Consider the following 25431-nt stretch of genomic DNA (forward strand, 5'->3'; position numbering starts at 1 on the left):
AAAACAACTTTTGCTCATCGCTTCGGCCGATTTGGTCAGGGCTCCCGCAAAAAGCCTGGCAAAGTACACCCTTCTTCTTGCCTCGCCCTTGGACGCGCCATCGCTAAGAATGGCAATGAGAGCGGAGTTGTTTTACAGGATATTAAAACCAAAAACAAATCGATTAAGCTTCCATAAACTTCTGTGGCGTAATGCCTTCCATGCCGATCATTGGGTGGATGGCGTGGACGTTTTCGTTGGTCAGGCTAACGGGTCCGCTTTGAACGGCTTCTGCTTGTTCTTTGGTTTCCTGCTCGGTTTTCGGTTGTTCTGCTGCGACAGCCAGGCGGTTTTTCAAAGTAGTCATCCGCTGCGCGTCGTCTGTGCGTTCGACGCCGTAGCGGAAAACGCTTGGGTCGCCGCACAAGATGAGGAAATCTTTGCTTCGGGTGATCCCGGTGTAAAGCAAGTTGCGCCGCAGCATTTTCATGTAGCCCCGGACAACCGGCATAATAACCGTCGAAAATTCAGAACCCTGCGATTTATGGATCGAACAGCAATAGGCAAGCGTCAGCTGATTTAGGTCGCTGCGTTCATAGGTCACTTCGATGCCGTCAAAAGACGCCACCAGCATATCCTGCTTTTCAACCGTTTCTTTTGCTTTCAGGATCGCGACAACTTCGCCCATATCACCGTTAAAGACATTGCTTTCCGGCTGGTTGACGAGTTGGAGGATTTTGTCGCCGATGCGGTATGTGATGTCACCAAACACCAGCTCTTTGCGTTTGCCATCCGGGTTTGGATTGACCATTTCCTGAATCATGCGATTTAGGGCATCAATTCCTGCCGGCCCTTTGTACATAGGCGCCAACACTTGAATGTCTTTAATGGTATGGCCTTTTGACAAAGCGCTTTTGACCACTTTTTCGACAACCGACGGAATCTGCTCGATTCCTGCTTTGATAAACGAACGATCGGCTGTTTTAGCGGTGATGTCTTCCGGCAATTGGCCGTTTTTCATTTGATGGGCCAGCTCAATTATTGACGAACCCGACGACTGCCGGTAAATATCCGTCAACTCTACTGTCGGAATCCGCTTCGACTCAAGCAGATCCCGCAGCACTTGTCCCGGTCCGACCGGCGGCAATTGGTCCTGGTCCCCAACGAAAATCAGCTGCGCGTCCTCTGGCACTGCTTTTAATAGCTGATGCGCAAGCCACGTGTCGACCATCGACATCTCATCAATGATGATCAATTTGCCTTCAATTTCTTTCTCGGTTTCTTCATCTTTTTCCTGTCCGTTAAAGCCCAGCAAACGGTGTATGGTCATCGCCGGCAAATCCGTGGATTCACTCAAGCGCTTGGCAGCACGTCCTGTCGGGGCAGCCAAAATAATAGGGAACGGTTCTTTTTTCTTGGCATATTCTTTAGGGTCCAGCGACAAGCCATGCAGTTCCGCGTATATTTCTACGAGGCCACGGACTACGGTGGTTTTCCCTGTTCCTGGTCCCCCGGTCAAGATCATGACGGACGAATTGATGCTGTTTTCGATGGCGTCAATTTGCGTTTCTGCGTAATTAACGCCCAGCCGCTCTTCCGCTTCACCCAACGCTTTGCGGACTTCTGAACTTGGGAATTTCGTGCGGGTTTCCTGTTCAGCCAGCAATGTTTCCAGTTTCGTGGCAATGCCCACTTCCGAATAATACAGCGATGGCAAATAAAGCCGTGTTTCTTCGCCTGCGACTTTGCCTTCTTCATTTAATTCGATGGCAGCTTTGGAAATCGCATCAATTGGAATTTCTCCCTGCTGCCGCGCTTCAAGCATCTCTTTAACCATCGGAATAAGGGTTTTTGCATCAACATACACATGTCCTTCTGACAGCGAGGCTTGATTGAGAATATGCAAAATCGATGCTTTAATACGGTCGGGATGGCTGCCGGTAATGCCGAGCTTCAACCCCAGTTCGTCCGCGCGCTGAAAGCCGATTCCTTCGATTTCTTCAATCAGCTGAAACGGGTTTTTCGTCAAAATATCAATCGTTTCCTCGCGGTAAGCCTGATAAATGCGCATGCCAACTTGCGGGCCAAACCCCCAGTCGTTCAGCTGAATCATAACCCGCTCGAGGCCCAAGTTCATTTGAAGCGTTGCGCGAATGGTGTCTTTTTTTTCATCTGACAAGCGGGGAATTTTGTCCAGCGCATCGGGATCTTCCAGAATTTTTTTGATGGCGTCTTTGCCCAATTTTTTTACGATCGTCTCCGCCGTTTTTCGGCCGATTCCGTCAAACATGTCACTTGATAAATAATGGATGATTCCTTGCTCGGTTTCAGGCACTTCTTTGCTGAAGGTCTCGACTTGAAACTGGACGCCGTAACGCGGGTGGTTTTTTACCACTCCAGTAAACCGGTATTGCTCTTCCATGGTCAGCATTGGAAAATAGCCTGACACAATGATTTCTTTTTCGGTATAAGGGGTGTTGGTTTCCTGGATTTTCACTTTCGCAATGGAGAATAAATTTTGGGGATTGTGAAAAATTGAGACGACAGGACGCCCTAATACAAATTGTTTTTCTTCTTGAAATAAATCGATTTGTCCGGTCATGTCTGTCGTCTCCCTTTCACGTGGCTATTCCAGTGTTGTTGCAATCATATCATAAGCGTAGCGTGCCATTTCGTTTCGTTCATCAAGCGTATACGCTTGTTTCAAGTGATGCATCGCATCTTCTGTGCGATTTGTAGACACGGCATAAAGAACACCCAAATTATAATGGGCGTCCGAATGGTTCGGATCCTGCTCCAGCACTTGCAGAAATTGTGGTTCTGCCAGCTCAAACAATTCCATTGATGCCAAGGTAATGCCATAGCTCAAGCGAGACTGTACATCGGTTTCATCGAGTTCCACTGCCCGCTGCAAATAAGGCAGCGCCAATTTCGGCTGTTCCAGCTTTTCAAAGCATTTGCCGATCATGAAATGTGCATCGGCGCCTTCCAATTCATACTGCAATGCTTTTTCATACAGTTTCAATGCTTCTGCGTAGCGCTCGGCGTTGAAATATAGATTCGCTAAGCCGTAATACGCCGTCGCTGATGTTTCGTCCAGCACAATCGCTTTTTGGAAAAAGCGCTCGGCGCGCTCAATTTCATCGATTGAAGTCAATACATGCCCAAAATTGATGTAGCCAAGCGCATCATCCGGCTGTTCCTCGATTGCTTGTGAGAAAGCTTTGATCGCTTCTTCCGTATTGCCTTCTTGTAAGGCCTGTATGCCAATTTCATTGTAATTCATCGCTGTCTCTCCCATTAACCTACATATTCCAAACGCGCGCCATTTTTAAAGACGCGGTCGATGGTTCCGCCGCCCAAGCATTCTTCACCGTCATAAAAAACGACTGCCTGGCCAGGTGTGATGGCACGAACCGATTCTGCAAATGTCACAATGGCTTCTTCACCTTTAAATTCCACGCTCACGCCGACATCCTGTTGGCGGTAGCGGAATTTCGCAGTGCATTCCAAAATGCCGGTTGGTGCTGTATTTGACGTGAAGCTTAAGTTTACCGCAGTCAGACTATCTGAGAAAAGAGCATCGTGATGGATATTTTGCCCAACGTACAAGACATTTTTTTTCAAATCTTTGCCGATGACAAACCACGGATCGCCGGCGCCGCCAATGCCAAGACCTTGGCGCTGCCCAATGGTGTAATACATAAGGCCGTCGTGCGTACCCATTTTGACGCCTTCCAAAGTTTCCATTCCGCCAGGCTGTGCCGGCAAGTATTGTCCCAAAAATTCTTTGAAATTACGTTCGCCAATAAAACAAATGCCTGTTGAATCTTTTTTCGTCGCAGTCGCAAGTCCAGCTTCCAACGCGATTTCACGAACTTTTTTCTTTTCCATATGGCCGATTGGGAACATCACTTTAGACAATTGGTTCTGATCCAATTGGTTTAAGAAATAGGTTTGATCTTTGTTGTTGTCTTTGCCGCGCAGCATTTTGGTTTCGCCGTTTTCCGCGTGCTCCACTTGTGCATAGTGGCCAGTCGCTAAATAATCCGCGCCAAGGCTCAACGCATGCTCAAGAAACGCCTTGAACTTGATTTCTTTGTTGCACATGACATCCGGGTTTGGCGTGCGTCCCGCTTTGTATTCTTCCAGGAAATACGTAAAAACCTTGTCCCAGTATTGCTTTTCGAAGTTTACGGCGTAATACGGAATGCCAATTTGGTTGCAGACGCGGATAACATCTTCGTAATCTTCCGTCGCCGTGCAGACGCCGTTTTCATCGGTGTCATCCCAGTTCTTCATAAAGATGCCAATGACATCATAGCCTTGTTCTTTCAATAAATAAGCGGCAACCGAAGAGTCGACCCCTCCGGACATGCCGACGACAACGCGAATATCTTGTGGTGCTTTTGCAGTCATTATCTCTCACCTTTTCATTTTAACGCCAAACGCTGGCTGATTTGAGCTGTCTTTGCGGCAGCTTGTTCAATATCCTCAGAAGTCAATCCAATGCCGAAGCTAAATCGAATGGAGTTGCGGATTTCAGCAGCCTGTTCCCCGTACATCGCAACGAGCACATGCGAAGGATCAATGGACCCCGCTGTGCAGGCTGATCCGCTGGAAGCTGAAATTCCTGACAAATCCAAATTGACCAGAAACGACTCAATTTCAATGCCTGGGATGCTGAGGTTTAAAATATGCGGCATTTGGTCACTGCCGTTTTCCTTATAGACAACACCTTGTTGATCCAAGGCAGATTTAAAAATTGTTTTGTATTGCTCAAAAGCCGATGCTTTGTCTTCCATTGTCGAAAGTGAAATTTCCACAGCTTTGGCAAATGCAGTTATAGCGGGCACATTTTCTGTTCCGGCACGGCGCTTGCGTTCCTGTTCCCCTCCATACAAAAGGGGCGTCAAAGCCGTTCCTTTGCGCTGATACAAAAACCCGACACCTTTCGGGCCATTCAGTTTATGGGCAGAAACCGACAACAAGTCGACATTCAAATGGTCCACATCAATCGGCAAAACACCGTACGCTTGAACCGCATCGGTGTGGAAGGTTACATCTGTCCCTTTTAGCAACTCGCCAATTTCAGCGATGGGTTGTAAAGTGCCAACCTCATTATTGCCCAACATGACGGACACTAGAATTGTATCGTCCCGCAGCGCATTTTTCACGTCTTCTGCTTGCACTCGGCCATTTTCGCCGACTGGCAAGTAAGTGACATCATATCCTTCACGTTCCAGTTTCGCGCAAGCATGCAAAACTGCATGGTGTTCAATCACTGTTGTAATGATATGCTTGCCTGTTTTTTTCGTAGCTGTACCAAAGATCGCTAAATTATCTGCTTCTGTCCCGCCGCTTGTAAAAATGAGTTCATTGTCATCAGCGCGGATGCTCGCTGCCAATAATTTGCGTGCATCGTCCAACGCTTTGCGTGCTGCTCTGCCCGTTCCGTGAATGCTCGACGGGTTGCCATAGACTGTGCCAAGAGCTTCAGAAAATGTCGATACGACTTCCGGATGCATCGGTGAGGTTGCTGCATGGTCTAAATATATTTGTTTCATGATCAGTTAACTCCCTTATATATAATACATATAACTTTCGGTTTCGCCGTTGTTGGCTTTCGCTAAATCTTCAATGGTGGTTGTGTCAAGAACATTTTTTACCGCGTCACGAATGCGCACCCATAGCTCACGCTGGGGCTGCTTTTCGTCTTCGATGCCTTCCACAGGCTGAATCGGACCTTCCAGGACACGAATCACGTCTCCTGCAGAAATTTCTCTTGGATGACGCGTCAACATATAGCCGCCATATGCCCCGCGGACACTTTTAACAAGCCCTGAATTGCGGAGTGGCCCCACCAGCTGCTCCAAATAGGCTTCTGACAATTCATTTTCTGCAGCGATTTTGCGAAGCGGCACCGGGCCTTCTCCGTATTGCTTGCCTAATTCAATCATAATGGTCAGCCCGTAACGGCCTTTAGTTGATATTTTCATCATTACACCTCTAAGTTTAATAAATTGAACTAAAAATTTTTCTGTTTAAATTGATTAAGATACTAAACGAAAAAATCACTCCAGTTGACGCTTCATGCGGAAGCTATGCCCAAAGCGACCGGCGTGATTTGCAAAAAAAAAAAATACCTTGATTCACTCTAACTATATTCCAATATTCTTCAAAACAGTATAGCATAATTTGGGGCAAATGGACTTGCAATGACTTTTGAAACTCTAAACGCTATACTGATAGAACGAATGTACGGAAGGAGTTTTTTTTATGCACAACGAACCTTTAGCTTTTCGTATGCGCCCCCGAACTATCGACGAAGTGGTCGGTCAAAAAGATGTCATTGGGCCGCACACGGCTTTATATAAAATGATCACTAACGGCCATGTGCCATCCATGCTGCTGTACGGGGAACCTGGAATCGGCAAAACGTCCATCGCACATGCCATTGCCGGCACGTCCAATTTGCCGTTTATCGCATTGAACGCGACGACTTCCGGCAAAAAAGATGTCGAAGAAGTTGTAACGGAATCCCGAATGACTGGAAAAGTCCTATTGTTTCTGGACGAAATCCACCGTTTCAATAAACTGCAGCAGGATGCTTTGTTGCCGCATGTTGAAAGCGGCTCAATCGTCCTCATTGGTGCGACAACGGAAAATCCATTCCATGACGTTAATCCAGCCATCCGCTCACGCTGCGGCGAAATCAAACAGCTCAAACGGTTGGCGCACGAAGACATCGTCCAACTTTTAAATGCAGCGTTAACGGATCCGAAGCGCGGTCTTGGAAACGAAGAAATTGACATTTCCGAGAAGCAGGTTGAGCGCATTGCAGAAGGCACTAACGGAGATGCGCGCAAGGCGTTGACAATGCTGGAATCGATTGTCATCGCTTCGGACGAACGCGACGGCACATACATCGTTGAGGACCAAATGATCGAGCAGATGATTAAGCGTGTCGGTGTTTTTGGCGACAAAAAAGGATCTCATTTCTTCAACTTGCTGTCTGCGCTGCAAAAATCAGTGCGTGGCAGCGATGTTAACGCCGCCATGTATTACTTGGCACATTTACTAGAAAACGGTGACCTGACGGCAGTCACACGCCGCCTACTGGTGATGGCTTATGAAGACATTGGCCTTGCAAACCCGGCAGTTGGCGGACACGTTCTGGCAGCTTGCCAAGCAGCTGACCGGCTCGGACTGCCGGAAGCACGCATTCCGCTTGCACAGGCTGTTGCAGAAATGTGTCTGTCCGAAAAATCCAATTCAGCTTACAAAGCTATTGATGCTGCGACTGCCGCCATCAACAAGGGCAATGTTGGCGACATCCCCATGCATTTGCGGGACACTCATTACGCCGGCAGCGCAGAGCTTGGCCACGGTGGCTACAAATACCCGCACGACACGCCGGTTGGATCGTTCGGCGGTTGGGCCGACCAGGATTATTTGCCGAAAGAAGTAAAATCGGCCGAGTTTTACAAACCCATTGTTGCTGGTGAAGAAAAAAAGTTCGCAGGAATATACGAAAAGCTGAAGAGTTTCCGAAAAAACAAAAAAATATAATTGAGTCAGCCATTTCCCCTTCCGGAAATGGCTTTTTGTATGTCTTTAAACTCCAATATAGAAAAAACCGGCTCATCGCTGAACCGGCTCTTTTGTTTAATTCATACGAACACGTGTGATTGGAATGGATTTGGTGATGTCGTTGACGACCCAGCTGGCAGCAATCAATCCTACAGTCGAAGGTGCAAATGCATTCGACGACGGCGGCATCTGTGCTTTTCGGATCGGTGCATCAGGCTTGCCGACGTTTTCCACTACATCTTCGCGGACAATAATTGGGCTTTCGTCTGAAAAGACAACAGGAATGCCTTTATAGATTCCAGCCTGGCGCAATTTTTTTCGGATAATTTTTGCAAGTGGATCAGTATGAGTCTTGGAGATATCCGCAATTTTAAAGCGAGTTGGATCGGTTTTATTGGCCGCACCCATGCTAGCAATAATTTTAATGCCGCGTTTGTAGCATTCTTCCATCAAATGGACTTTATAAATCATTGTATCCGATGCATCAATCACATAGTCCGGATTGTAGCTGAAAAATTCTTCATACGTTTCTTCTGTATAAAACATATGCAAAGAAATCACTTTGCACTCTGTATTAATATCGGCAATACGGTCTTTCATGACGCCCGCTTTGGATTTTCCTACGGTCGACAAATTGGCCACCAGCTGCCGATTGATATTGGTGATGTCCACATTGTCCTTATCCACAAGGATGATCGTTCCAACGCCACTTCGCGCACAAGCCTCTGCTGCGAATGAACCTACGCCGCCAATACCTAAAATCGCGACCGTTGCGTTCTTCAATAAATCGATTCCTTCTTTTCCTACTGCCAGTTCATTTCTAGAAAATTGATGTAACATTAAGCCACTGCCTTTCAAAGTTAGTACGCATAATAGAAAGTATACACATTAAAAATCCCTTCGACAATAAATTGTCGAAGGGATAAAAATGATTTTTTATTAGGAATCCCAATCGTGCCGTCTTTGTTGGTGCGCATCGTTTGAACCCGCTGAAAGCAGGTGGGTGATCTCTTTACCACTTATAACTTCCCGTTAAGGCATGTTAGCCATGGTAAAATGTGATCTCCCGACGACATAATGTTGGGTCAAAATCGAATTGCTTAAAACGTACACATCAGGATTCTCTATACCAGTATGTTAGCATACCTATTTTATTTAAACAAGCTTTTTACTCTGATACTTTTTTATTATTCTGAATGTTCAGGGATAGGCTTAATTCTTCAAGTTGTGTTTCAGAAACTGGGCTTGGTGCATCTGTCAACAAGTCGCTGGCGCTGGCTGTTTTCGGAAATGCGATGGTGTCGCGCAAGTTGGTGCGGCCTGCGAGCAGCATTACTAAGCGGTCAAGACCAAATGCAATGCCGCCGTGTGGAGGCGTGCCGTATTCAAAAGCTTCCATCAAGAAACCAAACTGCTCGTTAGCTTCTTCTTTGCTGAAGCCCAGTACTTCGAACATTTGCTCCTGAATATCACGGCGATAAATACGGGAAGACCCCCCACCCAGCTCATAGCCATTCAACACAAGATCATAGGCCTGCGCTCGGACGTTTTGCGGTTCTGTTGCCAATTTATCCAAGTCTTCTTCAAACGGCATCGTAAACGGATGATGGGCTGCATAGTAGCGGCCTTCCTTGTCATCGTATTCAAGCAGCGGCCAGTCTGTAATCCATAGGAATTTATAAACCGAGTTGTCGATCAAGTCGAGTTCTTTGCCGAACTTCAAACGAAGTGCCCCAAGTGCATCAGCCACAACCGTCTTCTTATCTGCCACAAACAGCAGCAAATCTCCTGCTTCCGCTTGTGCACGTTCCGTCAAAGCAGTTGCTGCTTCACCTTCAAAGAATTTAGCGATTGGTCCTTTGACGCCTTCTTCTTCAACTTTCAGCCAAGCCAGGCCTTTTGCTCCGTAAACGGCCGCAAACGCGCCCAATGCATCAATGTCTTTCCGTGAATAGTTGGCGGCTTGCCCTTTAAGGTTGATGAGTTTGACTTGGCCGCCGTTTTCAATAGCACCCGTAAATACTTTAAAAGAAGAATCTTTAACAAGCTCCGATACATCCACAAGTTCCAAACCAAAGCGGACATCCGGTTTATCTGAACCAAAGCGGTCCATTGCTTCTGTGTAGCTCATGCGCTGGAATGTAGGTTCGATGTCGATGTTTTTAACATCTTTCATCATTTGCACCATCAAGCGCTCGTTCATCCCAATAATGTCTTCCATTGTCTGGAAACTCATTTCCATGTCGATTTGCGTGAATTCCGGCTGGCGGTCTGCGCGCAAATCTTCGTCACGGAAGCAACGGGCAATTTGGTAATACTTATCAAAGCCGGAAACCATCAGCATTTGCTTAAACAACTGCGGCGATTGCGGCAAGGCATAAAATTCACCATCGTGGACACGGCTTGGCACCAAATAGTCGCGTGCGCCTTCTGGAGTTGATTTGGTTAAAATCGGTGTTTCCACTTCGATAAAACCCTCTTCATCCAAAAAGCGGCGGATTGATTTGGTGACGTCTGAACGCATTTTGAATGTTTCATACATCGCAGGACGGCGCAGATCCAAGTAACGGTATTTCAAGCGCAAGTCTTCGTTGACATCGGTATTGTCTTCGATGGCGAACGGCGGATTTTTAGCCGCGTTGATGATGGCCGCATGATCCACTTGCACTTCAATTTTACCGGTTTTCATTGACGTATTGATTTGGCCTTCTGCCCGTTCTACAACCAGTCCGTCAATATGGACCACGAATTCGTTGCGCAGCGATTCGCCGATTGCTGCTGCTTCTTTTGAAATTTCCGGGTTGAAAACCACTTGGACGATTCCCGAACGGTCACGGACATCAACAAAAATCAAACCGCCCAAATCCCGGCGCTTTTGTACCCAGCCTTTTAATGTAACACGCTGTCCAGTAGCTGTTTCGTTGACTTCTCCACAATAATGCGTTCTTGACATAATTATTCCTCCAGTGATTTCTTTTTCAGTATTGTTCCAGCGATTTCTTCGAATGCCATTTCCTGTTGTTCACCCGTCGCCATTTCTTTTAATGCTACTTTTCCGCTTTCCAGTTCCGTTTCGCCGATCACGATGACGAATGCGGCACCTTTGCGGTCTGCAGATTTCATCTGTGCTTTTACTTTACGGCCGGCAAAATCCATATCTGCCGAAATGCCATTCATGCGCAAGTCGCGCACGACTGAAAATGCTTTTTTCTTCGTCGTTTCATCCATTGCTACTACATACACTTCCAAGTTTTGCGACTGGCCTATTTCCACTTTTTCCATCTCTAATGCCAAAAGTAGCCGCTCGATGCTCATTGCAAAGCCAATTCCTGGAGATTCTGGACCGCCAAGATCTTCAACCAGGCCATTGTAACGTCCACCACCAGCTAAGGTTGTGATGGCGCCAAAGCCTTCTGCGTCGCTCATGATTTCAAATGCGGTGTGGTTGTAATAATCCAGGCCGCGCACCAAATTCGGATCGACGACAAAATCGATGTCCATGCTTGCAAGATAAGATTGCACTTCATCAAAATAAGCTTGTGATTCCTCGTTCAAGTAATCGGCAAGTGAGGGCGCAGTCGCCATCAAGGGGTGGTTTCGGTCCACTTTGCAATCCAGGATGCGCAACGGATTTTTCTCCAGACGCGTCTGGCAGTCTGCACAGAACTCATTGATGCTTGGCTCAAAGTGCTTGATCAATGCTTCTTTGTGCGCAATGCGGCTTTCCGTGTCACCAAGTGAGTTAATGACCAAGCGCAACTGCTTAAGGCCAACTGAGCGGTACAAGTCCATCGCCAACGAAATCACTTCTGCGTCGATGGCCGGATCTTTGGAACCAATTGCTTCAACTCCGAATTGCACAAATTGGCGCATTCGGCCAGCCTGCGGACGTTCATAGCGGAACATTGGGCCAGTGTAAAATAATTTTACAGGCTGGTCCGGCATGCCGAACAATTTGTTTTCGACGTATGAACGGACAACAGAAGCTGTGCCTTCCGGCCGCAATGTCAGCGAACGGTCACCGCGGTCTTGAAATGTATACATTTCCTTTTGAACGATATCGGTTGTATCGCCGACGCCGCGTTGGAATAATTCCGTGTGTTCGAAAATGGGCGTGCGGATTTCCTTGTATTGGTAGAGCCTGCACAACTCATTAATTTTTTGTTCAATCTCCTGCCATTTGGCAGATTGCTCGGGCAGCACATCGTACGTACCGCGTGGTGCTTGAATGTTCATCATCTCTTCACTCCTCTATTTTTCCATACAAAAAAGCTCCCGCCCCTTGCTTTACGCAAGGGACGAGAGCTTGTATAAGCTTCCGCGGTTCCACCCTAGTTGATGCAGAAAATGCACCCTCTCATTCCGGGTAACGGCCGGTTCCGTCTTTTCCTAATAAGCGGCAAGCGCTTTTCAGAAAAAAGCCTCAAAAGTGTTATTCATCGCAGGTGTCTGCAGGAAAGTTTACAGCCTGAGACTTCCCCTCTCTTTTCAGCCAAATCATGCAATTACTTTCTTCGTCGTCAGCAAATATATAAAGATAATAAACCAATCTTAATAACTCCCACATAGCTTGTCAACCTTTTTGACACAAGCTGTCTTTTTTTTGATACTATGGAAGAGAACATGTATGAGGGGGAATGGCATGAAACACAAAGGATCCATCGCAATTATTTTATTTTTTTTACTTATAGCGGGCACTTTGCCGCTGCTTGATAAAGATCACGCACTCGCTGATACCGGCACCATCGAAATTTCCGGGACGACCGTGAATGTCCGGTCCGGCCCAGGGTTGTCGTATAGCCTCATTGGGGACTTGGAACAAGGAGAAACTGCTTCTGTTATTTCCAAAGAGGGCGATTGGTTGGAAGTTCGCACAGATGACGAAGAAGGCTGGATCGCTTCTTGGCTAACAACAGCGGCTGGTGAGGAACAAACTGCTGCTGGACAAACAGCCGTGTCTTCAGTGAATGGCTTGAATGTTCGTGCACAAGCTGATTTATCAGCCGCTGTGTTGACGAAAATGAATGCTGGTGAAGAAGCGGAAGTCCTCAGCACGACCGGTGATTGGATTGAAATCAGCTTCCGCAACACGCGTGGGTTTGTTTCCAAACAATACATAAGCTTAGCTGAATCAGAAGCGGCCGCCGAATCTGAATCAACAGCTGAAACCGAACAGTCTGACAATGACACCGAACCTGTACAACAAAAAGACGCTATTTCCAAAGTCTCTTCTTTTGAAATTGCTGTCAGTGCATTGAATGTGCGCTCACAACCCGACCTCAGTTCTGATATCCAGCAAACGGTAAATAAAGGCCAAGTCTTCCCTGTCGTTTCAATGCAGGGAAATTGGGTAGAAATTGAACTGGCAGAAGGCAAAAATGGATGGGCATATGCATTTCACGGCCAGTTATCCGACCAAACTGCAGCGACCGTTGAAAATGACTCTACTGAATCGGTAACCATCTTGACCGATGGCACCAATCTTCGAACGGCTGCATCGACCGGCTCTGAAGTAGCCAGCCGTGCAAATGCCGGTGATAAATTGACTGTAACAGGCAAGCAAGGTGAGTGGTATCAGGTTCAATTGCCGGATGGCCAATCCGCTTTTGTGGCAGAATGGGTCATTTCTTCAGATGAATCTTCTACTGAAGGAGAAGAAACCGCAGTAACTGACCGCAGAAAAGGCACTTTAAACGGCCTGACCATTGTCCTTGATCCGGGTCACGGCGGCAATGACGGCGGAACAGTCGGCGTGCGCAAAACTGAAGAAAAAGAACTGACGCTCAAAACATCTGAAATCTTGTCACAGCATTTGAGTGCGGCAGGAGCAGAAGTAGTCATGACTAGACAATCCGACACGTACGTTGATCTTCGCAAGCGCGTTGCAGAAAGCCATCAAGCTGGAGCGGATGCTTTTATCAGCATCCATTACGACGCCACTGAAGACAGCAGCGTTTCTGGATTCACATCCTATTACCAGCACGACTACCAAAAAGAACTGGCTGAATACCTTAATACAGGACTCGGTGACAAACTGACCTTGCATGACCGCGGCGTCCAGCACGGCAATTATTTGGTGCTGCGTGAAAACCGCCAGCCGGCAGTTCTCGTTGAACTCGGCTTCCTGAGCAACTTCAACGAAGAACGCGTCTTGACCAGCAATCAATTCCGCGAACAAGCTGCACTTGGCCTTTACAGCGGCATTATCGAATATTTTGATGCACAACTAGGCGAATAAAAAGCACGGAGAATTTTTTTCTCCGTGCTTTTTTGCATCTTTTTTTGCTTTTCGTGCATATTTTCCTGTGAGCGAGCATATTTTCAACTAAGCGTGCATATCCGGGTGCGAACGAGCATAGCCAAAAAAATCGGACAGAAAAAGAAGTACAAGAAATTCCCTGTACTTCTCAACAAGTTCCTATTTTGACTCCACCAGGATCGTCACTGGGCCATCGTTGACCAGCTGCACGTCCATCATTGCGCCAAAGATGCCAGTTTCAACAACCAGCCCTTGACTGCGCAGCGCATCGTTAAAGGCCAACCAAAGCGGTTCAGCCGTTTCCGGACGGGCCGCTGAAATAAAACTTGGCCGGCGCCCTTTTTTAACATCGCCATAAAGTGTGAACTGAGAAATCGATAAGATCTCGCCGCCGTTATCGAGAATGGATCGGTTCATCTTGCCTTCTTCGTCTTCAAACAGGCGAAGCTGCGCAATTTTGCCAGCCAAGTAATCAGCATCCCTTTCTGTATCTTCATGAGTGATGCCAACAAGCAAGACATAGCCGGAGCTGATTGCGCCGGTAATGTCGCCGTCGACTGTCACAGAAGCCTTTTTAGATCGTTGCAAAACTACTCTCATGCTGCCTCCTTAATTCGTCACACGCAAGACCGAATAGACGTCCGGAATCGATTTGATTCGTTCGACCACACGGTTCAGATGTGAGATATGCGGAATCATGATGGACAGGTTGATCGTCGCAATCTTGTCTTTATCTGCACGGCCGCTCACGGCAGTAATGGTTGTTTTCGTTTCACTGACCATGTGCATGACTTCGTTGATCAACCCTGTTCGGTCATACGCCTGCACTTCGATGTCAATTTGATATGCTTTGTTGTCCGGCGATCCTGCATTTTCCCATTCCACCGAGATCAGCCGATCATTTGCCTCAGAGTGGATGTTCGGGCAATCTGTCCGGTGAACTGAAACGCCGCGCCCTTTGGTAATAAACCCAATAATGTCGTCGCCCGGAACCGGGTTGCAGCATTTTGACAAGCGGATCATCATGTTGTCGATGCCCCGGACAATGACGCCTGAGTCGGTTTGCTTTTTCGGTGTATTGGATTTCATTTCAACGGTAATTTTTTCAAGCGCTTCTTCCTGCTCACGCTTTTTGCGCATTTTTTCAGCCAGGCGGTTGACGACTTGCTGTGCGGTAATGCCGGTAAATCCGACTGCTGCATACATGTCGTCTTCCCCTGCAAAATTGAATTTTTCGCAGACGCGCTTGATGTTTTCATTTGTCAGCACTTCTTTGATCGGGAATTCTTGTGCCTTGATTTCTTTTTCGATCATGTCCCGGCCTTTTTGCACATTGTCTTCACGCAATTGCTTTTTAAAGAATTGCTTGATTTTGTTTTTGGTCTGCGTTGACTTGGCAATCTTCAGCCAGTCGCGGCTTGGACCAAATGACTGCTTGGAGGTCAAGATTTCCACAATATCTCCGGTATGCAGTTCGGTATCGAGCGGGGCCATTTTGCCGTTGATTTTGGCTCCGATGGTTTTATTGCCGATTTCCGAGTGGACACGGTACGCAAAATCGATTGGGCAAGAGCCAGCCGGCATTTCAATCACGTCGCCTTTTGGTGAAAAGACGTAAACCATATCGGAAAACAAATCGTATTTTAAGGATTCCATGAATTCTTCTGCATTGTCCGATTCGTTTTGGAAATCCAAAATTTCACGGAACCAGGACAAACGTGAATCAACCGAGCTTTTCGGCTTGTCGATGGTTTTGCCTTCTTTGTATGCCCAATGCGCCGCCACCCCGTATTCGGCGATGCGGTGCATTTCTTCGGTTCGGATCTGCACTTCAAGCGGATCGCCTTGCGGACCAATCACGGTTGTATGGAGCGACTGGTACAGATTTTGTTTCGGCATGGCGATATAGTCTTTAAAGCGGCCAGGCATCGGCTTCCATGTGGAATGAATAATGCCAAGCACAGCATAGCAATCCTTTATGCTGTCGACTGTGATCCGGACTGCCAATAGGTCATAGATTTCGTTAAATTGCTTGTTTTGAATCGCCATTTTCCGGTATATGCTGTAAATATGTTTTGGGCGGCCGAAAAGATCCGCCTGAATGTCGACTTCGTCGAGCTGTGTGCGGATCTCACTTATCACATTATTTAAATAGTCTTCCCGTTCGGTCCGTTTCTTTTTCATCAAATTGACGATTCGGTAATACTGCTGCGGGTTCAAGTAGCGCAACGCCGTATCTTCCAGTTCCCATTTGATGGTATTGATGCCAAGCCGGTGCGCAATCGGGGCAAAGATTTCCAGCGTTTCATTGGCTTTGATGCGCTGTTTTTCAACGGTCTGGTATTTTAAGGTCCGCAGATTGTGCAGACGGTCCGCCAATTTGATCAAAATGACACGGATGTCCTGTGCCATCGCCACAAACATTTTGCGGTGGTTTTCCGCCTGCTGCTCTTCTTTGGACAAGTACTTGATCTTGCTTAGTTTGGTCACACCGTCGACGAGCATTGCCACTTCTTCATCGAAATCACGGACAATGTCTTCACGGCTGACTTCTGTATCTTCCACGACGTCATGCAAAAAGCCCGCTGCTACGGTAGCTGGATCCATTTGCAATTCTGCAAGAATCCCAGCCACCTGCACCGGATGTACGATATACGGCTCACCAGATTTTCGAAATTGTCCCATGTGAGCATCGTAAGCTACCTGGTAAGCCTTCTTAATCGTTTTTACATGATCGGCATTCATATAAGACGCAACCATTTCAAATACATCTTCAGCTGTTCTTACTTGATCTTTAGCCATAATTGCCCACCTTGCTTTAAATTTTTCCAAAAGTATATCTTTCTATTATAAAAAACAAAGTGGTTAAATGTAAAGCTTTGTTAGCTCTGCTCCATCACTTTAATAAATTCACGCAAGTAATCCGGCAGATCGGGCGGACGGCGGCTCGACACAAGATGGCCATCAACCACTACCGGCTCATCCAGCCATTCCGCGCCGGCATTGGTCATATCGTCTTTTATACCCGGCGTGCTGGTGACTTTTCGTCCGTTTAAAATATTGGCGGACACAAGCACCCAGCCTGCGTGGCAAATTTGCCCAATCGGCTTTTTCTGTTGATCCATTCGGCGTACCAGGTCCAAAACTTCCGGAAAACGGCGGATTTTGTCCGGCGCCCAACCACCTGGAACAAGAATGGCATCGTATTCTTTCGCGAGTGCTTCTCCGTAGGACAAATCAGAAGTCGCCGGAACACCGTATTTGCCAATATAATCCACACCGGTTTCTTCTCCGGCAAGTTCTACTTCCGCCCCTTCTTCACGCAATCTTAAAATTGGGTACCACAGTTCCAAATCCTCGAATTCATGATGTACAAAACTCAATACTTTTTTACCCGTCAATCTCATAATATTGCCTCCTTTTTTTGTTAAAGCAGATGTGAACTGCGCTTTCTGATTTCTTCCAAATGGACAAGCTCGCTGCCTTTTCCAACCGCAACCGCCTGTTCAGCTGAACCGATGCTGACCAGATTTTGCACCCGAACATTGCGGGCGCTTTGTTCACCACCGGCAATCGAAACGTCTGCTGCAGCCGTCTTAAAATCACGAATAACACCATTTGTTAACGATACATAGCCTGCACGATATTGAATGGCAGCGGCCGGTTGCCGCTTGTAGTCGTGATTCGGATTTCCGATGAATAAAAATCGGTTGATGGCGACGTTTCGGTAGCCCGACACCACCAAACAGCGCGGAGAGGAACCTTCGTACAACGGCGTTTCAATCGGTTCAATCGCTACCAGCCGTTGAGCCAGTATATTAAACGCCGACCGCGATTCCGGATCGTCTTTTTTGTGATGGCCTATATGGCGGAAATTAAAGGACCGGTTGTCGTGGATTGATAAATGACCTGAAATGTGGACGCCTGTTGCAGCTGAAGAATTGGCATGTGCCTTGACTTCAATGCCTCCAAAACAACGGCTGCTCGAATTGTTGGCCAGCCAGACGTGCCGGGACCCGTCATCTATTTCAAAACCGTTTGAATTGGAGAATCCCAGTGCATGCGCCCGTCCACTCGGATCGCTGAAATGCGAATTGGAAACAAATATATAATCGCTGTGATGCGTTGTTAAGCCATCATCTCCAAAACCGGAGCCGCTGACGCCGTCGAGCCAGACAAACCGGCTGCCCCCCTTGCCCCGCATGCCGTCTCCGGAATAGTTATAAAGAGGGGCTGTAATGTCAAAACAATGCAGACCCGGATTGAGTGCTTCCACGTCTTTCACCCATCCGTATGTGACATGCGCAAAGGTCAGGCAGCTGGAATGATTGCCTCCTGCACTGGTGTTTTTAATATCGCCAAGGCGTTCAATATGCCAATCCAAGGTCAGCTCTTCCACAGAAATGTTGCGGTTGCCGGACACATAATTGCTGTTGGTTAAAAGACGCGCCTTTCGTGGTGCCTTTGCTTGCAGCTTGATAACAGTCTGTCCTTTGCCGGCACCAATCAGCCGAGTCCAAGACGGCAGCTGCAAGCCGTCCACCATAAAGATGCCCGCCGGCACCTTCACTTCCACTGCTCCTTTGCCAAAGGCTTTTTTAAAAGCATCAGTACAGTCGGTTTCTCCGTCCCCTACAGCACCAAATTCCCTGACATCCACACGCCGCTGAATTGTCGATTCCAGTTTCCGGTATTCACTGTCCAACCGTTCTTTCCACTCAGGGTAAAGCTGTTGGCCAGAAACATTGGTTTTAAAACCATGTTCATCTTCAAGTGAAAACTCTTCTGCAAACAAAGACCATAGCCGTTCTTTAAAATTCATTTTTTGCTTGGCGTGTTTGCTGACAGCGAAATCTTTTTTGATGGCCTTAAAGAATTGTTCTGTCTCACGGGTGATCCTTTCCAGAGGTGTACGGTCGTCCAGCAATTGGTCAATCCATGCAGCGTTCAAACGAGGATCATGCTCTTTTATCAGTTCCATCATCCAGTCACCTCCAGTCCCATACTTGCTCTTATTTCCATACCCTTCATGATAGAAAAAAATCCCTCCACCTGTAAAGGCAGAGAGATTCCGTATTAATATTGCATTAAAGTTGTTACGTCGTAGCCATCCAAATTTTTGCGGCCATCCAGATAAGTCAACTCGATCAAAAATGCACAGCCAACAACGATTCCGCCAAGCTGTTCAACTAAGTTGATGGTCGCGCCAATTGTGCCGCCAGTAGCCAGCAGGTCATCAGTAATTAACACACGCTGTCCCGGTTTGATGGCGTCTTTGTGCATCGTTAATACATCTGTTCCGTATTCAAGGCCATATTGCGCACGAATCACTTCGCGGGGCAATTTGCCTTCTTTGCGGACTGGAGCAAAGCCAAGTTCAAGCGCATAAGCCACGGGACATCCGATGATAAATCCGCGTGCTTCCGGCCCTACAATAATCTCAGCGTTTACTGTTTTTGCGTATTCAACGATTTGGTCCGTTGCATACTTATAAGCAGTTCCGTCATCCATCAGCGATGTGATGTCCTTAAAACGGATTCCTGGTTTTGGCCAATCTTCTACAATCGTAATATACTTCTTCAAATCCATATTTCTTCCTCCTTGGCAGACACTTTCGCATCGAACCACTCTTTTAAATCTTTATAAGATGCGTACAAAAGCTTCTGCTCCAGAGCAATTTGCTGCTCGCGCTTTTTGTAGATCGGCGCTTCCGACAAATCCTGTTTGCTTGGCGATTGGGCAATCTCGGTAATACCATTGTTAAGTGTAACAAAACCGAGTTCAAAAAACACCTGCAGCATGAAAAATAATGATTCACGCGTCCAACCTTTGTGTTTAGCCAACTCTTCGCTGTGTTTATTAAAATCGAAGGTTCCTCGTTTTTTGATAAAGGCAAACAGCCATTTGAATTGTTCCCGCGTCGGAATCTGCTCGAAATACTGCGAATCTTTGGCATGGAAATGGGCGTAAATGCGTTTCGGCTTTAATGCGGCCAATACAGACGCCAATTGCTCTTCCGATTCCGGCAAATCCAACAGCACCAAATGGTCTTTAGTGCCGGGCAAATTATTTAATTGAGCCACCGTCACAATTGGCTCCGACAGAAAGGATTGGAACAAAGCAGGCGTATCCTCGTTAAATGCCAGAAAAACTTGGTTTTCCTGCGGAATCAACTTGGACCAGCGCGACACTTGGCGGATGCCACGAATGTCGAAGAGCTGCCATTGATCGGTCCGGACATCTTCCACCATCAACTGCGGCTTTTTTCGGCCGTTCCATTCATTGATCTGCAAATCGCCAATAACATCAATTTTTACGTCCGGCGTCAATTCGTCACCGATTGGTCCAATGCCGAATCCCACAGCGTCCAACGTAGCGGCATGCTGCGTCAGTTCCATTTTCAAATGATTTTGCGCCGCTCCAATTTTGCGGATAGAAGCCACTTTGACGCCTTCCAGGTAAAACTTCGGTTTCGCAAATCCCATGCCGAATGGTGCCAAGAGCCGCATGGATTCAATCGCCGTAATATCGATTTCATCCAAGCGCAATGGAATATCAATTTCCACTACCGGCAGCAAATCTTCTTCAGTCAAGCTTGCTTTAGCTTGTTCGTTTAGCCGCTCGCGCAGATCGTCCACATCACTCGCTTCCAGCGTCATGCCGGCTGCCATCGGGTGGCCCCCGAAATGAGGCAGGATATCGCGGTTTTTTGCCAATTCGTTGTACAAATGAAATCCTTCAATGCTGCGGGCAGAACCTTTCGCTTTGCCCGTTTCTGGAATCAGCGACAACACAATGGACGGGCGATAGTATTTCTCGGTCAGTTTGGATGCCACAATGCCGACGACGCCAGGATTCCAGCCTTCTTGTGCTACGACAATGACGTGAGGCGATCCATCCGGATAACGCTGCTCTACTTGCTGTATCGCTTCTTCCGAAATTTGTTTAACAATAGCCTGGCGTTCTTTGTTGAGTACGTCCAGCCCGGATGCGAGCGAACGTGCTTCAGCCGGATCTTCTGTCAGAAACATTTGGACAGCAGGATCGGCATCCTGCAGTCGGCCAATGGCGTTGATGCGCGGGCCAAACATAAAGCCGAGCGTTTCTTCAGTAATGTCCTGCTGTTTGACACCCGACACTTCGCACAATGCAGCAATGGCCGGGCTTGGCGAATCAATCAAAGCGGCAAGCCCTTCTTTGACAAACAACCGGTTTTCGCCATGCAGCGGAACCAAGTCCGCAACCGTGCCAATCGCCGTCAATTCAATCAAGTGATCTGGGATTTCTTCATACAAAGCATGCGCTATTTTAAATGCGACTCCAACTCCTGCCAGTTCACCAAAAGGATAGTTGCCCTCAGGGTGGCGCGGGTGAACGACGGCCAAGGCATTCGGCATTTGGTCTCCGATGTCATGGTGGTCGCTGATGATAACATCCATCCCCAGACCATTCGCAAAATCAACTTGCTCGATGCCGGAAATGCCATTATCGACAGTGACAATCAGCTTGGTGCCGTTGTCAAATGCCTGCTGGAACAATTCGCTATTCGGTCCGTAGCCGTGTTTAAAGCGGTTCGGGATCATAAAGGACACATCTGCTCCCAAATCCTGCAATACGGTCATCATTACGGTTGTGCTGGTCACGCCATCTGCGTCGTAATCACCATAGACTACAATTTTTTCCTGATTTTCGATCGCTTCACGAATGCGTTCAACTGCCACATCCATATCCTTCATTAAATAGGGATCGTGTATGGCGCTGGCGTCCATCTGCATAAAGGAACGCGCTGATGCTGCCGTATTTAAACCGCGCGTCACCAAAATCTTGGCCAGCACTGATGATATCTTCAATTCTTTTTGGATTTCTTCTACTGCTTTTTCATCGGGCGTCGTCAAACGCCACCTCTTTTTGGATTCAATCATTGCTTTCACTTCCTCACCGGTTCATTATACAGCAAAAAAACACAGACAAAAACCTTTCGGCAACTGCACCGAAAGGTTCATCTTTTAAATTTCTTCTTTTTTCAGTTCTTCACTCGTAACGATCTGTGCATCCGGCACGACACCGGCTTTTTGGTACTCGCCAATTTCGTTTTGCTGCGTTGCGATCAAGGTTTCTTTAACCGCCATCTCTTTTTGCAAAGCTTTGATTTTGCGCTGCATTTGGTATTGGCGCATGATTGCCAGCACGCCGCTCAGCAAAAATCCAAGCAAAGCGGATGCCAGAATAACCAAAATCAACGGCCATTGTGCTTCACCAAATACGTAGTTGACCGGTACTTCGTCAACATTCACAACAGCAAATACGGCGATGATTACTGCAAAAACAAGTCCAAGTAAAATAAGCCATTGTAATTTCATTGTCAATTCTCCTTTCAAAATAAAAAAATGGAACAAGGTCATTTTATCTATACCCTGTTCCATTTCAAATTGAAACTTATACTACAGGCTCATCAGAACCCCATTTGCTTTCCTGGTCTTTTTTCTCAATATCGATTGGTCCTTTTTTCTTCAGCTCGCCTTTTTTCAAGACTAACCAAAGCTGGGCTGCGATAAAGATTGAAGAATACGTACCGGCAATCAAGCCGATCAATAAAGCGATGGAGAAGTTAGTAATCGACGGTGCACCGAAGATCAACAGGGCAATTACAACCAATACAACTGTCATTACAGTATTGACGGAACGACCCAGTGTTTGGCGCAACGATACATTGACCACATTCTCCAACTGCTCGACTGTATCGATTTTCTTCATGCGCTTCATGTTTTCGCGGATTCGGTCAAATGTCACGATGGTGTCGTTGATCGAATAACCCACGATGGTCAGCACAGCTGCAATAAAGGTGATGTCCACCTCAAGGCGAAGCAGGCTGAACACAGCAACAATAAAGAATGCATCATGCACCAATGCGACGACAGACGCCACACCCATACGCCATTCAAACCGGAAAGCAACATAAATGATGATCCCTAGAGCTGCAATCGCCAATGCATACATGGCATTTTTTGCAAGTTCCTCACCAACTGTCGGAGATACCGTTGAAATGTTTGGTTCAGAACCAAATTCTTCCACAGCGACTGCTTTCAGGCCATTGATTTCTTCCTGGCTGAATTCTTCATTAAACCGGGCTACACCGAGATTGGCTTCATCACCCGAGATAACAATATCTTCCGTTTCATAGCCTGCACCGTCTAGGAAGCTTTGCACTTCCTCTTTCGTCAATGCTGATTCTGAAGCGATCTCAACACGGGTACCACTTGAAAAGTCGATACCCAGATTCAGGCGGAATACACCAAGAACGGCCATTCCTGCCACAATCAGCACGATCGAAGCCAAGAAGAACTTATTGCGGTTGCCCGCAAAATCAAAACGATCAAAACGTGTCGTAAGATCGGTAATTTCCAGCTCTTCTTCTTTGGTGTGAATGAGTGATTTCTTTAATCCAAACAAGCCAAATTTGTTGTCGAGTGCACCGCTGTTGACCCATAAGCCCAAAAGCAAACGCGATCCCCAGACAGCTGTTAAGAAACTGGCTAAAATTGAAATGATTAATAGTGTCGCAAAACCTTTAACTGAGCTTGTTCCGTAATAAAACAGGACGGCAGCTGCCAGCAAGGTTGTCACGTTCGCATCAATAATTGCCGAGAACGATGAACGCGCACCTACCTTAAAGGCCTCTTTAACCGTCTTGCCGACGCGCATTTCTTCACGGATCCGCTCGTACGTGATGATGTTGGCATCTACTGCCATCCCGACACCGAGCATAATTGCCGCGATTCCAGGGAGCGTCAACACGCCGCCGATCCATTCAAACACCAACAAGATCAAGTAAACATAAGCCGATAAGGTAACGACAGCAATGGCGCCTGGCAAGCGGTAATAAACCAGCATGAACAACAGAACCAAGGCAATCCCGACAGCCGCTGCGACCATGGTTTGGTCAAGCGCCTCTTCACCAAACTGCGCTCCTACCGAAGTTGAATAGATTTCTTCCAAACTTACCGGCAAAGCACCGGCATTCAGGATTCCTGATAAGTTCTGCGTTTCTTCCACAGTGAACGATCCAGAAATTTCAACAGTTGGCGATGAAATTCGCTGCTGCACACTTGGTGCTGAAACAAATTTAGGATCTGCCTTCAAACGTTCTTCTGCGAAAGAATCCACGCCTTCTTCAAAATCCAGCCAGATGACCAATACATTATCCGGTGCCGGCATTTGAGAAACGGTTTCGGTTACTTCTGCAAATTTGCCTGGATCGTTCAATTCCAAAGTAACAATCGGATTGCCGTTTTGGTCAAACGTTCCAGTTGCGCCGCCTTGGCTCAAGTCATTTCCGGCAAGCAGCAAGTTGTCTTCTGCATCGCGGAACGTCAGATTGGCTTCAGTCGACAGCAATTCACGCGCCGAAGCTTGATCCTCGACTCCCGCCAATTGGACACGGATGCGGTTTTCGCCTTCAATTTGGATCACCGGTTCGCTGACGCCGAGCACGTTGATTCGGTTCATCAATGCGTCTGTTGTATCCGTCAGTACGCTTTCCGTAATTTCTGAGCCATCCAAAGTTTCTACTTCATAGAGCACTTCAAAGCCGCCCTGAAGATCCAAGCCTAATCGAATGTCTTTTGCGATGGGTAAACTCGTGGTGCCAATGATTCCTATCAGTACAATAACCAGTAAGAAAAAGGCAATAATGCGACCTCTTGCTTTCATATGTAAACTTCCTCCTCGGGTGTGTAAAACACAGCACTATCATTATGAAACAGCCGCTGATTGCTGTCAAATCGAACTGGATGGATTGAATGAAAAATCAGTTTTCATTGTTCAAAGCAATCTCTTTCAAAACCAAATTTTATAGACAATCCATACCAGCTATGTTGTTTTTTTCGGGGACGGACGCAAGAGATGTCCGATATTTTCTAATGTGCTGTCATCGTTCCAACGGGCTTTTTTCAGCTCTTCCACTTGGTGGTAAGCCAGAAAGTCCGAAGCGGTCATGTCCATAATATCATTAATCATTTCGTAGAGATGCATTGTATCTATGTCTTTTTTTCGCCATTTTTTTTTGACACAAAATTCCCATAGGTCTTCTTCTGTAAACGTATCGTATTGAAAATGGTGAAATTCGCTGCTTTTGCTTTGAAGCGCCGGCAGAACAAACTCAAATTGTTCCGGATAACTCGCCATGCATGGACTCCTTTCCACCTTACTACACCTATTGTACCTCGTAACTGGAAAATTTAGAATAAGGACATTATCTTCATTAAAAAAACGCCTTCAAAATCGAAGGCGAGCTTTTACTTGTTTTTAGATTGTTGATTTTGCTGATTCTACAACACGTGCGATTGCTTGACGCTCGAACTGCATGCGCGTGCCGTCAGCTACAGTAATGTAGATGGTTGCATCGTCCACTGCATCTACAAGGCCGTGCAATCCGCCAATCGTTACAATGCGGTCGCCACGTCTTAACTCTGTCTGCATGTTCTTAGTTGCTTTTTGGCGTTTTTGGGCAGGACGGATGATGAAAAACCACATTAGCAAGAACATTAATAGTAAAGGTGATAACGCAATTAAAGTTTCCATTATTCATTTTCCCCCTTTCA

At 46.9% G+C, this 25431-nt stretch carries 20 protein-coding genes, 1 other RNA gene and 1 other annotated feature; of the genes, 2 read left to right on the forward strand and 19 right to left on the reverse strand.

Going from position 1 to position 25431, the window contains the following annotated elements; translation table 11 throughout:
- Window positions 1-163 precede the first annotated feature (163 nt).
- The 5 genes from recD2 to cymR are packed head-to-tail and all read right to left on the reverse strand — an operon-like array spanning window position 164 to window position 5978.
- The gene (recD2, locus tag AC4EG4_RS07765) at window positions 164-2581 is read right to left on the reverse strand and encodes an SF1B family DNA helicase RecD2 (protein ID WP_490987451.1); all 2418 of its coding nucleotides are present in this window, start codon (window positions 2579-2581) and stop codon (window positions 164-166) included.
- Window positions 2582-2605: 24 nt separating this feature from the next.
- Window positions 2606-3265, reverse strand: a complete 660-nt coding sequence (locus AC4EG4_RS07770; RefSeq protein ID WP_490978695.1) for a tetratricopeptide repeat protein — start codon at window positions 3263-3265, stop codon at window positions 2606-2608.
- A 14-nt stretch (window positions 3266-3279) separates the two neighbouring features.
- Window positions 3280-4398: a tRNA 2-thiouridine(34) synthase MnmA gene (gene mnmA / locus AC4EG4_RS07775; RefSeq protein WP_490978696.1), complete on the reverse strand. Its 1119-nt coding sequence runs from the start codon at window positions 4396-4398 to the stop codon at window positions 3280-3282.
- A gap of 14 nt (window positions 4399-4412) precedes the next feature.
- Complete coding sequence (locus AC4EG4_RS07780; protein WP_490987452.1) at window positions 4413-5546, reverse strand: cysteine desulfurase family protein; 1134 nt, start codon at window positions 5544-5546, stop codon at window positions 4413-4415.
- 15 nt (window positions 5547-5561) lie between these two features.
- The gene (cymR, locus tag AC4EG4_RS07785) at window positions 5562-5978 is read right to left on the reverse strand and encodes a cysteine metabolism transcriptional regulator CymR (RefSeq protein WP_490978698.1); all 417 of its coding nucleotides are present in this window, start codon (window positions 5976-5978) and stop codon (window positions 5562-5564) included.
- A 280-nt stretch (window positions 5979-6258) separates the two neighbouring features.
- Here cymR and AC4EG4_RS07790 point away from each other — a divergent pair, with 280 nt between their 5' ends.
- A complete protein-coding gene (locus AC4EG4_RS07790) occupies window positions 6259-7551 on the forward strand; it encodes a replication-associated recombination protein A (protein WP_490978699.1) in 1293 nt (430 codons plus the stop codon).
- 96 nt (window positions 7552-7647) lie between these two features.
- On the opposite strand, the gene AC4EG4_RS07795 is transcribed toward AC4EG4_RS07790, so the two are convergent.
- From AC4EG4_RS07795 to hisS, 4 genes are all read right to left on the reverse strand, one after another.
- Window positions 7648-8412, reverse strand: a complete 765-nt coding sequence (locus AC4EG4_RS07795) for a tRNA threonylcarbamoyladenosine dehydratase (protein WP_490978700.1) — start codon at window positions 8410-8412, stop codon at window positions 7648-7650.
- A gap of 101 nt (window positions 8413-8513) precedes the next feature.
- Window positions 8514-8696: non-coding RNA, 6S RNA (gene ssrS / locus AC4EG4_RS07800), on the reverse strand.
- Between the two features lie 44 nt (window positions 8697-8740).
- Window positions 8741-10525, reverse strand: a complete 1785-nt coding sequence (gene aspS / locus AC4EG4_RS07805; RefSeq protein WP_490978701.1) for an aspartate--tRNA ligase — start codon at window positions 10523-10525, stop codon at window positions 8741-8743.
- Window positions 10526-10527: 2 nt separating this feature from the next.
- Window positions 10528-11808, reverse strand: a complete 1281-nt coding sequence (gene hisS, locus AC4EG4_RS07810; protein WP_490978958.1) for a histidine--tRNA ligase — start codon at window positions 11806-11808, stop codon at window positions 10528-10530.
- Between the two features lie 55 nt (window positions 11809-11863).
- Window positions 11864-12102: a binding site (T-box leader), on the reverse strand.
- Between the two features lie 112 nt (window positions 12103-12214).
- Here hisS and AC4EG4_RS07815 point away from each other — a divergent pair.
- Window positions 12215-13810: an N-acetylmuramoyl-L-alanine amidase family protein gene (locus tag AC4EG4_RS07815; protein WP_490978702.1), complete on the forward strand. Its 1596-nt coding sequence runs from the start codon at window positions 12215-12217 to the stop codon at window positions 13808-13810.
- A 180-nt stretch (window positions 13811-13990) separates the two neighbouring features.
- Here the strand turns inward: AC4EG4_RS07815 and dtd are convergent, their stop codons facing one another.
- From dtd to yajC, 10 genes are all read right to left on the reverse strand, one after another.
- On the reverse strand, window positions 13991-14431 hold the full coding sequence (gene dtd, locus AC4EG4_RS07820; RefSeq protein WP_490978703.1) for a D-aminoacyl-tRNA deacylase: 441 nt from the start codon (window positions 14429-14431) through the stop codon (window positions 13991-13993).
- Window positions 14432-14440: 9 nt separating this feature from the next.
- Window positions 14441-16633: a RelA/SpoT family protein gene (locus AC4EG4_RS07825; protein WP_490978704.1), complete on the reverse strand. Its 2193-nt coding sequence runs from the start codon at window positions 16631-16633 to the stop codon at window positions 14441-14443.
- An 80-nt stretch (window positions 16634-16713) separates the two neighbouring features.
- Window positions 16714-17238, reverse strand: coding sequence for a type 1 glutamine amidotransferase domain-containing protein (locus AC4EG4_RS07830; RefSeq protein ID WP_490978705.1), 525 nt, complete (start codon window positions 17236-17238; stop codon window positions 16714-16716).
- Between the two features lie 20 nt (window positions 17239-17258).
- Window positions 17259-18815, reverse strand: coding sequence for a glycosyl hydrolase family 28-related protein (locus AC4EG4_RS07835; protein ID WP_490978706.1), 1557 nt, complete (start codon window positions 18813-18815; stop codon window positions 17259-17261).
- A gap of 92 nt (window positions 18816-18907) precedes the next feature.
- Window positions 18908-19420 carry an adenine phosphoribosyltransferase gene (locus AC4EG4_RS07840; protein WP_490978707.1) on the reverse strand — a complete coding sequence of 171 codons (513 nt, stop codon included), beginning with the start codon at window positions 19418-19420 and terminating at the stop codon, window positions 18908-18910.
- On the reverse strand, window positions 19411-21753 hold the full coding sequence (gene recJ, locus AC4EG4_RS07845; protein WP_490987453.1) for a single-stranded-DNA-specific exonuclease RecJ: 2343 nt from the start codon (window positions 21751-21753) through the stop codon (window positions 19411-19413). Before recJ ends, AC4EG4_RS07840 begins: the two co-directional genes overlap by 10 nt.
- An 84-nt stretch (window positions 21754-21837) precedes the next feature.
- Window positions 21838-22191, reverse strand: coding sequence for a LapA family protein (locus AC4EG4_RS07850; protein ID WP_142827739.1), 354 nt, complete (start codon window positions 22189-22191; stop codon window positions 21838-21840).
- A gap of 76 nt (window positions 22192-22267) precedes the next feature.
- Window positions 22268-24541, reverse strand: coding sequence for a protein translocase subunit SecDF (gene secDF, locus AC4EG4_RS07855; protein ID WP_490987454.1), 2274 nt, complete (start codon window positions 24539-24541; stop codon window positions 22268-22270).
- Between the two features lie 159 nt (window positions 24542-24700).
- Window positions 24701-25015 (reverse strand): post-transcriptional regulator, encoded by a 315-nt coding sequence (locus tag AC4EG4_RS07860; protein WP_490987455.1) that lies wholly within the window; start codon window positions 25013-25015, stop codon window positions 24701-24703.
- A 120-nt stretch (window positions 25016-25135) separates the two neighbouring features.
- On the reverse strand, window positions 25136-25411 hold the full coding sequence (gene yajC / locus AC4EG4_RS07865; RefSeq protein WP_142827736.1) for a preprotein translocase subunit YajC: 276 nt from the start codon (window positions 25409-25411) through the stop codon (window positions 25136-25138).
- Window positions 25412-25431: the final 20 nt, after the last annotated feature.

Source organism: Planococcus sp. TJ-201 (genome assembly GCF_058268495.1).

Coding starts and splice junctions, on each gene's coding strand:
- mnmA (WP_490978696.1), bottom strand. CDS start 4,398: ATGACTGCAAAAGCACCACAAGATATTCGCGTTGTCGTCGGCATGTCC.
- AC4EG4_RS07830 (WP_490978705.1), bottom strand. CDS start 17,238: ATGAGATTGACGGGTAAAAAAGTATTGAGTTTTGTACATCATGAATTC.
- AC4EG4_RS07795 (WP_490978700.1), bottom strand. CDS start 8,412: ATGTTACATCAATTTTCTAGAAATGAACTGGCAGTAGGAAAAGAAGGA.
- AC4EG4_RS07835 (WP_490978706.1), bottom strand. CDS start 18,815: ATGATGGAACTGATAAAAGAGCATGATCCTCGTTTGAACGCTGCATGG.
- AC4EG4_RS07770 (WP_490978695.1), bottom strand. CDS start 3,265: ATGAATTACAATGAAATTGGCATACAGGCCTTACAAGAAGGCAATACG.
- AC4EG4_RS07815 (WP_490978702.1), top strand. CDS start 12,215: ATGAAACACAAAGGATCCATCGCAATTATTTTATTTTTTTTACTTATA.
- cymR (WP_490978698.1), bottom strand. CDS start 5,978: ATGAAAATATCAACTAAAGGCCGTTACGGGCTGACCATTATGATTGAA.
- hisS (WP_490978958.1), bottom strand. CDS start 11,808: ATGAACATTCAAGCACCACGCGGTACGTACGATGTGCTGCCCGAGCAA.
- AC4EG4_RS07850 (WP_142827739.1), bottom strand. CDS start 22,191: ATGAAATTACAATGGCTTATTTTACTTGGACTTGTTTTTGCAGTAATC.
- yajC (WP_142827736.1), bottom strand. CDS start 25,411: ATGGAAACTTTAATTGCGTTATCACCTTTACTATTAATGTTCTTGCTA.
- AC4EG4_RS07840 (WP_490978707.1), bottom strand. CDS start 19,420: ATGGATTTGAAGAAGTATATTACGATTGTAGAAGATTGGCCAAAACCA.
- dtd (WP_490978703.1), bottom strand. CDS start 14,431: ATGAGAGTAGTTTTGCAACGATCTAAAAAGGCTTCTGTGACAGTCGAC.
- recJ (WP_490987453.1), bottom strand. CDS start 21,753: ATGATTGAATCCAAAAAGAGGTGGCGTTTGACGACGCCCGATGAAAAA.
- AC4EG4_RS07860 (WP_490987455.1), bottom strand. CDS start 25,015: ATGGCGAGTTATCCGGAACAATTTGAGTTTGTTCTGCCGGCGCTTCAA.
- AC4EG4_RS07780 (WP_490987452.1), bottom strand. CDS start 5,546: ATGAAACAAATATATTTAGACCATGCAGCAACCTCACCGATGCATCCG.
- aspS (WP_490978701.1), bottom strand. CDS start 10,525: ATGTCAAGAACGCATTATTGTGGAGAAGTCAACGAAACAGCTACTGGA.
- AC4EG4_RS07790 (WP_490978699.1), top strand. CDS start 6,259: ATGCACAACGAACCTTTAGCTTTTCGTATGCGCCCCCGAACTATCGAC.
- recD2 (WP_490987451.1), bottom strand. CDS start 2,581: ATGACCGGACAAATCGATTTATTTCAAGAAGAAAAACAATTTGTATTA.
- AC4EG4_RS07825 (WP_490978704.1), bottom strand. CDS start 16,633: ATGGCTAAAGATCAAGTAAGAACAGCTGAAGATGTATTTGAAATGGTT.
- secDF (WP_490987454.1), bottom strand. CDS start 24,541: ATGAAAGCAAGAGGTCGCATTATTGCCTTTTTCTTACTGGTTATTGTA.